Annotated in this window: 6 protein-coding genes and 2 pseudogenes; 6 read left to right on the forward strand and 2 right to left on the reverse strand. The window is 55.6% G+C overall.

Annotated elements, in window-relative coordinates; genetic code table 11:
* Window positions 1-94: 94 nt before the first annotated feature.
* Window positions 95-304 (reverse strand): annotated as a pseudogene (locus NKJ77_RS32095) (hypothetical protein); the annotation flags it as partial.
* A gap of 567 nt (window positions 305-871) precedes the next feature.
* On the opposite strand from NKJ77_RS32095, the gene NKJ77_RS32100 reads away from it, so the two are divergent.
* The 3 genes from NKJ77_RS32100 to NKJ77_RS32110 all read left to right on the forward strand — a co-directional run bounded on the left by NKJ77_RS32100 (window position 872) and on the right by NKJ77_RS32110 (window position 3859).
* Window positions 872-2452, forward strand: coding sequence for a carbamoyltransferase C-terminal domain-containing protein (locus NKJ77_RS32100; RefSeq protein ID WP_352536360.1), 1581 nt, complete (start codon window positions 872-874; stop codon window positions 2450-2452).
* A 193-nt stretch (window positions 2453-2645) separates the two neighbouring features.
* A complete protein-coding gene (locus NKJ77_RS32105) occupies window positions 2646-3407 on the forward strand; it encodes an SDR family NAD(P)-dependent oxidoreductase (protein WP_352536361.1) in 762 nt (253 codons plus the stop codon).
* 212 nt (window positions 3408-3619) lie between these two features.
* The gene (locus NKJ77_RS32110) at window positions 3620-3859 is read left to right on the forward strand and encodes an SDR family NAD(P)-dependent oxidoreductase (protein ID WP_352536365.1); all 240 of its coding nucleotides are present in this window, start codon (window positions 3620-3622) and stop codon (window positions 3857-3859) included.
* Between the two features lie 101 nt (window positions 3860-3960).
* Here NKJ77_RS32110 and NKJ77_RS32485 read toward each other — a convergent pair.
* A pseudogene (locus NKJ77_RS32485) lies at window positions 3961-4083 on the reverse strand (adenosine kinase); the annotation flags it as partial.
* 623 nt (window positions 4084-4706) lie between these two features.
* Between NKJ77_RS32485 and NKJ77_RS32115 the strand changes: the two are divergent.
* The 3 genes from NKJ77_RS32115 (at window position 4707) to dddP (ending at window position 9566) form a co-directional block, all read left to right on the forward strand.
* A complete protein-coding gene (locus NKJ77_RS32115; RefSeq protein WP_352536362.1) occupies window positions 4707-6152 on the forward strand; it encodes an amidase in 1446 nt (481 codons plus the stop codon).
* 607 nt (window positions 6153-6759) lie between these two features.
* Complete coding sequence (locus NKJ77_RS32120; protein WP_352536363.1) at window positions 6760-7833, forward strand: isopenicillin N synthase family dioxygenase; 1074 nt, start codon at window positions 6760-6762, stop codon at window positions 7831-7833.
* Window positions 7834-8234: 401 nt separating this feature from the next.
* A complete protein-coding gene (gene dddP / locus NKJ77_RS32125) occupies window positions 8235-9566 on the forward strand; it encodes a dimethylsulfonioproprionate lyase DddP (RefSeq protein WP_352536364.1) in 1332 nt (443 codons plus the stop codon).
* The last annotated feature ends 199 nt before the right edge of the window (window positions 9567-9765 follow it).

Consider the following 9765-nt stretch of genomic DNA (forward strand, 5'->3'; position numbering starts at 1 on the left):
ATCTGCCACCTGTTCGAGCCGGCCGAATGCCGAAACTTCTTCAAGGCTGCCGGATATGAGGCCAATTAATCGCGACGCGCTTTAGCGCAGCTGCGAACTTGTCCTCGACCTCGATCTCCTTGGCTATGGTGATGCCGTCCTTGATAATGCGCCTCGCGCCGAACGACTTTCCGATGAAACGACTGGTCGATGACGAGATAGCGACCCGTGGGACCGAGCGCACCTTCACCACGTTGGCGAAGATGTCAACGCCACGCAACGGGTGACGGGTCGCTGGCGATTCCGGTTCGAGCGAATGATGCAGCGTTATTGGTTTCCGCCGTGGGCCCTCAGTCCTTTTGGTGACGGCACACCGGTGTCGTCCCGCTGTGATCAACACTACCCGTTCTGACCGTCAAACTCCCGCCGGGCTCGCATCTGTCGCAGCCCCGGAAAGGCGCTCTGCGGCAAAACCTGTATCGGTCCTGCCAGTCTACACGAAACGGGCCAACGAAATCCCTTGGCCGTGCCTCCGATCCACGCAATTGAAAATTGCCGACCGTCAATTCTTCCGCACCATACGTGCGAACACCGCCGCAACTGACAAGCGGAACCGCAACGAATAGGGCACAGGAGGACAATATTTCTTTATAAATACTTAAAAAATCCTTATCGAGTACGCATTTACAAATCTTACGCGCGGGATAATAAACAGCAGTCGGATCTGAGACCGATGGTTCGGCAAAACCCAGAAACCAACATCCGCTCCATATTATAAGCGGTGCGAAGAAGTCGGGGCGAATATGAGGAACGTCACCACCACGAACTAACGCGCCGTTTGCTTGCGTTGTTCCGATGGCGGCTAACGAGGAATTCTCCGGAGTAATAAAACATGCGAATAATGTCGTTCAAACCGGGTCATGATGGCACAATTGCATCGTTGGATGCATCGGCCGGCGAGCTAATCTATTCATACGAGGCTGAGAAGGATAGCTTTCCGAGATACTCCACTATTAACCCAACGACGGTCCTTGACGCCGCAGGCCGTCTGGACGGCATTCCGGATGTATTTGCTGTTAGTGGGTGGCCGAAGTTCCCGGGCCATATCTCAGCTGGGGTGGGCTACTACGGCATAGACAAGCACTCAGAGCTTGTCTGCAAAAGCAACATTTTCGGCCGTAAAGTGCATTTCTATTTTTCGACGCACGAGCGCTCGCATCTCTGGAGCTCCTATGGAATGTCGCCGTTCCCCGCCGGGACGCCCTGTTACGTGTTGATCTGGGAAGGCTGGTGCGGCGATTTCTATGAAATTGATGAGCAGCTGCAGGTCGTGCATCGGGGAAAAGTGATGACGAATCCTGGTGAGAAATATGCTTTCCTTTATGCGCTAGCCGATCCGAAATTCAGTTCTCCCAAAGGACCAACGCGCATAGGCGACGCCGGCAAACTAATGGCCCTTTGTGCTTACGGGGAGACCGGACCGGCTGACCGAGACGAGCAGGCGATAATCGATTTCCTGCTCCCAAGCGACGTTTACCCCCTTGGCAAGGAGGATTTGCGGAATTCACCCTACTACAATATTGGCGTGACCCATCAGAAGTTCACAAACGTAGCCAGGCGAGTTTCGGACGCCATTTTCGATTCGTTTCACGCCTTTGCGAAAAAGAACCTGACAAAGGGCTACCCTCTGCTGATTTCCGGCGGGTGCGGATTGAATTGCGAATGGAATCGCCGCTGGCTCGAAACGAATCTTTTTTCCGACGTTTTTATTCCGCCATGCGCCAATGATACGGGCTCGGCCATCGGGACCGCCGTCGATGCGATGCGGCATTTCACGGGCAAAGCGAAGATCAAATGGAACGTCTATTCAGGCCAACCTTTCATACTTGATGAGATCGACCGGAGCGAGCTCGAGGTCCATTCACTCGACTACGACCAAGTGGCCTCGGCGCTGCTCAGCGGCAAGGTGATTGGCTGGGTGCAGGGGAACTGCGAAATCGGGCCGCGGGCGCTCGGAAACCGATCAATTCTCGCAGCGCCTTTTTCAAAGGCAATCCACGAGCGCCTAAACCGCATTAAGAACCGGGAGGGTTTCCGCCCGATCGCACCGATTTGCCTGGAGGAGGACGTTGGGCTCCACTTCGACTTAGCACGTCCGTCCCCCTACATGCTTTTTTTCCAGAGGGTTCTCGATAGCCGGTTGGAGGCCGTCACGCATGTGGACGGCACAGCGCGGGCCCAGACAGTTTCGCGGGCGCAGAATACGCGCATGTTTCAGCTGCTTACCTCGTTCAAGGCGAAAAGCGGGGTCGGTGTTCTTTGCAATACATCGCTGAACTTCAACGGTACCGGCTTCATCAATCGTGCAAGCGACTTGCTAGCTTATGCCCGGGCCGCAAGTCTCGACGGGTTCGTGATCAACGATGTTTTTTATCTCCTGAAGGAGGCGCCCGTCGCGGCGTCGACTGGATAGGAAAGGCGGCTCGCCGTAGGAGCAAGTATTCCTCTGCCAGTGCTTTGAAATTGTCCACACCTTTCACGCGAGTAAGTTTGTGTGTGGCTCATGTCTGGCGCTGCTGGGCCACTGCTGGGCGCGCTAGCGCGCTCGCTATGGGCGCAAACATTCCCTCAGGTTGGTCAAACATGACTTCGAATGGGCAATCACTATGACGCATTCTAGGAAGGTCGTTATTGTTACTGGCGCAACATCGGGGATAGGGGAGGCCGTCGTAAAGGCCTTCGCCGCAACCAAGGCGTCACTCGTATTGGTCGGCCGCGATCGAGAGCGGGGCGCACGAACTCTAGCGTCGGTTCAGAAACTCAATTGTCCGGCCGAATTGCTGCTAGGCGATGTGACTGACTCCGCCTTCGCCGATCAGGTGATTGCTTCAAGCATAGAGTGGTTCGGAAAGGTCAGCGTCTTGGTCAACAGCGCAGGCATCATACGGCGTGGGAGCGCCGTCGAGACCACTGATGATGATTGGCTTCGGACATTCGAGACAAATGTTAATGGTGTGTTCTACTTTAGCCGCGCTGCGGTCAAGGCTATGACGAGAACCGGCGGTGGCAGCATTGTCAACATAGCATCGACTGTTGGGCTGGTTGGCTGCTCCGGGCTTGCCGCCTATTGTGCGTCGAAGGGCGCGGTCGTTCTGCTGACGCGCGCCATGGCCCTTGACCATGCGAACGAGCAAATCAGAATCAATGCGGTCTGCCCTGGCGCCGTTGAGACGCCCATGCTGGTGTCTGCCTATGGTAAGCTGATTAGCTCCGAGGAGATCCTAAAAAAGAATGTTGATGCGATACCCCAGGGTCGCCTGGCCACTCCCAAAGAAATCGCTAGCTTGACGCTGTACCTCGCGAGCGAGGCAGCCAGGCACATCACAGGAGCTGCTCTTCCGATAGATGGCGGCTTCACTGCAGGATAGGAGGAATTTTTGGGTAAGCGGCTATCAAAGTTGCCGTCGTCACTGGGGGCAATCAAGGGATTAGGGCGGGCAACTGCCGAAAGGGGCGCTGATGAAGGGGCGATGGCTCGTCGGCGACCTGTTGTGGACGAGCGCTCTCCTCCCGTCGACTTCGAGAGGCTCGCGTTCATGTGTCTTGACGTCAGGAATGTGCCGTCGATTCGTGGATTCGTGTGTTTGTTGACGAGGTCCTTGAGAAGTTTGGCAGGATCGATGTACTGGTCAACAATGCTTGCATCATCATGCAGAGGTCCATCGACGAACAGACGGTCGACGATTTGGACCGACTTATAGCGGTCAATCTGCGTGGTCCGTTTGTGATGGCCAAGTATGTGGCTCCAGAAATGAGACGTCTCGGCTTAAGTGACTTGCCAGGAGATGCTGCCGTTGTTCCGTATGTGCTCGGTTGCTGAGGAAAACCATTCCCGCGCACTTTCCTTCCGCAGCCTTCACAAGGGGAGATCGGGGTTCTCCTTGAAGCGTCCGTGTAAAGCAATCCCGCCTGCTCGGCCTCAATGGCCGACTGCTCGGCCTCAATGCGCAGATTCTGCCCCGGCCGCGGGCCGATCGGCTGGATCACCAGCCCGGCGGCCAGCGAGCCGAGCTCGCCGCAATCCTGGAGGCTGCGCCCGGCCGTGTTGGCAATATTCATGGCACGTGTGGCCTCTTCGCAATGAGATGTGAATGCGCCTCGCCACGCTCAACAGTCAATTAGGCGAAAGTGCCGCGTCAGATCGTTTTCCTTTGATTGTCAGATACCGGCCCGCATAGGGCCCGTCATGACTGAAATTGGACAATTGTTCGGCGCCAGGCGAGAATGCCACTCGCGAATTCGTTGTTTTCGAACGAATCCTTCTGTTGGCATGCCCGATGCATCAACATGTCTGATAGTACGAGCTGGGCCTGTTTCCGATGATTGCAATCACCAAAACGTCGCTTTCCGCCATGCCGATCCCGCATCCTCACGCCGCCGAGCCGGACCTACTTTCGTTTCAACGCCGAGTCGGGCCATTGCAGCCACTTCAAAATTACCGCTGGCTGATACCCAAGGCGCCTCGTATGCCTCGCCGCTGGCGTCACTTCGATTCCGTGCCTAGGTACTTCCGTTTGCCTCCTCGGCAAATTCGCAACTACTAATCCTCAAGGAGAGGCTGGATGACTGGCAGCATATGGAAGGGCTGCATCCCGCTCTCTTTTGGCACGGCGCAGTCTCAATCTTAAAGCAAACCGCTGCATTCGCACGCTTCTGGGGATATCAAAATGAATCTCAGTGAATACGTACAATACGATGCTACGGGTCTGGCGTCTCTTTTGAAGACCCGGCAGGTGACTTCAGGAGAACTGATACGCTTAGCCCGCGAGGCTCATAATGATGTCAACCCTCGTGTCAACGCGGTTCTTGAATTCTATGAGGACGCTGAAACTGTTCCAGGCGCGGATACAGGTTTTTTTCAAGGCGTGCCGTTCCTTCGCAAGGATCTCGGGCCCACCGAAGCCGGCCGTCTCCAAGAGCAGGGAAGCCGACTTTTCAAGGGCTATCGCGCTCCGAATGACAGCGTCTTTTTTGATCTCGCCCGTAAGGCAGGCCTTCGGACTGTCGGAAGAACGGCTGTACCGGAGTTTGGCGCATGCGGAGCGACCGAAAGTTTTCTGCATGGTTTTACCCGCAACCCCTGGAATTTGGAGCGCACGGCAGGCGGTTCATCCGGGGGCGCTGCAGCGGCGGTGACTGCCGGTATCACTCCGGTGGCACATTGCAACGACGCCGCCGGGTCGCTACGAGTGCCCGCGGCGTGGGGTGGAGTTCTGGGGCTTCTTCCCTCCCGGGGGCGCATCTCCGGCGACAATCGCGACACCTCGAGGAGCCGAGATTTCGTTTACTGTCGAACCGTGCGCGATATGGCTGCAGCGTTGGATGCGTTTTCCGGCCCCCGTGCCGGCGATGAGTTCATAATCGTCCAGCCAACGCGCCCGTATATTGAGGAACTCTCGCAGCGCACAGGTATGCTGCGGGTGGGGGTCGCAAGGACTACGTGGGGCTGGATCCCCGTGGAGCCGGAGATCCTGGAAGTGGTGGATTCGACCGCCTCACTTCTGGGGGAAATGGGTCACCAAGTGACCGAGGTCAAGCCGCCGTTTGATTGCGAAGAGTACATCAAAATGGTTTTCCTCGCCCACGATCTAGGCGCGAGTTCGCTCGAAGCTGAAGCGCGGGCCATGGGCCGCACTATTGGCCCGGATACCTTGGAGCCGATCAATCTGAAATATTACGAACGTGGAAAGCGTTTATTGGCCGATTGTGAACGTGTTCTGTCGATGTCCCGGGAGCTTGAAGAGGCCAGGAAGCAAATGAAGCTGCAGGTGGGGAAGGCGATCTATGCCTTCGACATTCTGTTGACCCCTACCTGTTCAATCCTGCCTCATGCGCATGGCGGCACTTGGGCTCTTACCGATACAACGCTTTCCCTAGAAGAGTGGGTGCGCCGTAGCTACAAGGGCTGCTTCCTGCCCATTTTCAATATCACTGGGCAACCTGCGGTAGCCTTGCCCTTGGGCGAAAGTACCGAAGGGTTGCCGATCGGCATTCAAATCATCGGCCGCTTTGGAGATGAGTCTACTTTAGTTCGCGTCGCACGCGATCTTGAGGAAGCCAGGCCGTGGAAGGAACGGCGGCCAAAGATTCGAGCAGGAGACAGTCGGTCGTGACTGACAAAAACGTTAATCGATCGAACAGCTCTGGATCAGGAAAACCAGCTTGAGCCAAAGAGCCAACGTGCTCGCAGATGAGATTTGGACCTGATCCGCGGATCACCGTACCGGCCAGCGGCTTCTGGAAACGCCGCAAGCAACGGCCTGACATTAAGACTGCTCTCGATCACATCGAAGGGCTGGAAATTTCTTGCATTACGGGCGGCAACCACAGAAGCTCTTTAGCTCCTGCCGGCTGCGGTCGATCAAGCGAACTCCGTGCGCAGCGTGATGTCCGCCTTGTCGAAAAATTTTCGCGGACGCAAGGCAAGACACTCGACTGTGCAGAGGTACGTTATAACTATGCACGAACGTCAACCGTAATATAAGAAAAGTTTAAAATTTTGCAATAGTATAAATATAAAGTTCTATTATCTTAAATGAAGTTTAACTTGCTTATTCGCAACGCCACAGTTACGTTCATTGAGATCAATAGTCGCTGCCGGATTTCGTTAGGTAGCGGCGATTTGTGTGCCGCTTTGCGAACATGCGAGCCGGCAAGAACCAAACTCAGTTGTCAACTACTGGGCCAGGAATTCTGACTCTGAAAAGCGGATGAAGTTCAATGACCAAATCGAAACTGCAGCTCGACGATAGGCTTCGCTCCCACCGTCAGCCTTTCGACAAACTCCCAATCATCGATGTGGGCCCGCTGCTCGATGGAAGCGACGCACGAAGCGTGGCGAAGGAAATTCGATGGGCGCTGACCAATGCCGGTTTCATGTATATCAAGAATCACGGTGTATCTGTGGAATTGGTGGACGAGACCTTTGCACAGGCTCAGGCGTTCTTCAACCTGCCAATCGATGAGAAGATGAAGTTGCACATCAGCAATTCCGGCGTCGCGTTACGCGGTTATATTGAGTTCTTCGGCGAGAACACCGATCCGTCCAAAACCAAGGATTTTAAAGAGTGCTTCGACATCGGCTCCGAGCGGCGGAGTGTCGAAGGGCCGTTCTTTGGGCCCAACCAGTGGCCGGTCACGCTACCCAGTTTCCAAGAGACCGTGTTGGCCTATTACGAAGCAGTGAAGGAGCTTTCGAAGAGGATTCTGAGCGGCATAGCACTCAGCCTTGATCTTCCATCAGACTTCTTCGAGCCGCGAATGAAGGATCCAATCACGATCCAACGCTTGCAACACTATCCGCCGCAGACCGGAGTCGTGGACGAGAAGATGATCGGTATCGGCGCGCATACCGATTTTGGCAATGTGGCCATCCTCGCGCAGGATAGCGTCGGCGGGCTTCAGGTGATGAACCGGAATGGTGTTTGGGTCGAGGGGAGGCCGATCCCTGGCACTTTCGTCGTCAACATTGGGGACCTCGTGCAGAAGCTAACCAACGACCTTTATGTGGCCAACCTGCATCGGGTGGTGAACACCTCCGGGCGGGAACGCTATTCGATCCCGTTTTTCATCGACGCCGACCATGACGCTGTTTTCGCGCCCCTGGAGAGCTGCGTCTCAGAGGCGAACCCGGCACGATACAAGCCGATCACTTGCGGAGCCTACAAATTCGGAAAGTATGTCGACACTTTCCCGCATTTGGAAAATGCGAAACCCGTTTGGCACCGCTCCGGTCCTAATGGCCACGACTGGCCCCAAACCAGATCAACCCAATCGAAGCGCGAACTATCATGAAGAGCTCCGCTGACCGGCATGGAGACCTTTGCGACAGCGCCATTGCAAGCCCGGCTGTCTCTGCCCAGGGCCTACCAGTGGTATTGGATGACGCCGGAGTGACAGCGACGACGAACAGCCGGGATTGGCTGTCGCTGGCCTTTCCAGTGGGAGCAAAGTCTTGCCCGCGCCAGCGGGAATAAACCCTTGGATCAGGAATCAATTGAATCGCTTCAGGAGGCTACGATTTGTGGCTATTTTGGAAGTCTCGCCGGCATCGAAGTGACATGGCTATAGCTGCTGGCCAGCAGATTGGTCAGCTGAATTCACATGCCGAGTTTTTTCCGCCTTCGGTAACTTAAAGTTGGCGCGTAATCCTGCCGGCGAACGGTCGGCGTTCATGCAATTGGGAAACCTTCAAAGTGTCCTCTTTTTCTATCGTGAACCGAAAAATTGATCCGACACGTGGGGCGAGTGCTCTGAAGCCGGACAGAAGTATCGATAACAATGATCGAGTGGAGATCGGTCCGACCGATATCGCGTTTGCCGAGTGGTCCGCGCTGGGTCTGACGCCGCCGAATCTGGAGCGGATGCGGAAAACGCGGCTCGGCCGCATCATTCAGCAGCTACGTCAGCGGGACTACGCCAGCGTACTGTGCTTCGATCCGCTGAATATTCGATATGCGACTGATTCCTCGAATATGCAAATCTGGACCATGCACAATCCGTCTCGAGCCGTTTTCGTATCGGCGGACGGGTATGTCGTTCTCTGGGACTTTCACCGCTGCAGTCACCTGTCGAGCTACTTCCCGCTCATCAATGAGATCCGGGAAGGCGGGGCGGGCTTTTTCTACTTCGCCGCCGGCGACAAGGGAGAGGCCCTCGCAAAGGAGTTCGCTGGACAGGTTGACGAACTGATGCGCCGCTTTGGCGGCAAAAATCGTCGTCTTGCCGTCGACAGGATTGAAATTTCGGGCATACGCGCGCTGGACGCCCTCGGGATTGAAGTCTGCAATGGTATCCAGCTTATGGAACACGCTAGAGCGATCAAGGGGATCGATGAAATCAATGCGATGCGATGCTCGCTAGCTACTTGCGAAGTCGCGGTTACCAAGATGCGAGAGCAGCTCCGGCCAGGCATAGCCGAAACCGAACTGTGGTCGGTTCTTCATGCTGAGAACATCGCCCGCGGCGGCGAATGGATCGAGACGCGGCTTCTAACGTCCGGCCCTCGTACAAATCCGTGGATGCAGGAAGCCGGGCCACGTCGCGTTGCCCCAGGAGATCTTGTCGCCTTCGATACCGACATGGTCGGGCCTTACGGCATGTGCGCCGATTTCTCCCGAACCTGGTACTGTGGCGACGGCCGGCCGAGTGACGAACAGCGAAGGCTGCATGCTATAGCCTATGAGCACGTGACGACAAACATGGCCCTGCTTAAGCCCGGCGTCTCGTTCACCGAACTTACGCAATGGGGTCACAAGCTCCCCCAGGAATTTGTAGACCAGCGCTACAGTATTATGATGCACGGCATCGGCCTTTGCGACGAATATCCGGCCATCCGGTATCCGGAAGATTTCATCCCGGGAGCATTCGACTATGTGCTCGAGCCGGGAATGACGCTTTGCGTTGAGGCGTACATCGGCGCCGTGGGGGGGCATGAGGGCGTGAAGCTTGAAGAGCAGGTCCTTATCACCGAGAACGGCGTAGAAAATCTTACCAGATGTCCATTTGATGCTGCTTTTAATGAGTAGAGTTTAAACGCTGTTTTTGCAACGCAGATAAGAATGATCTCGCACCGGCGTCTGGCGGCGCTGAAGAGGCGGGGAATCTCGTCAAACACACAATTAACCGAGCGTCAAAACTAGCTAAAGCGTGTCGCGATTTAAGGGATTCAGGATTCCCATTGATTTGAGTTCGTGATTCATTGCGGTTGAAAGGAGACCGCGATGG

The organism is Mesorhizobium sp. M0052, from assembly GCF_040323255.1.
Lineage (GTDB): Bacteria > Pseudomonadota > Alphaproteobacteria > Rhizobiales > Rhizobiaceae > Mesorhizobium.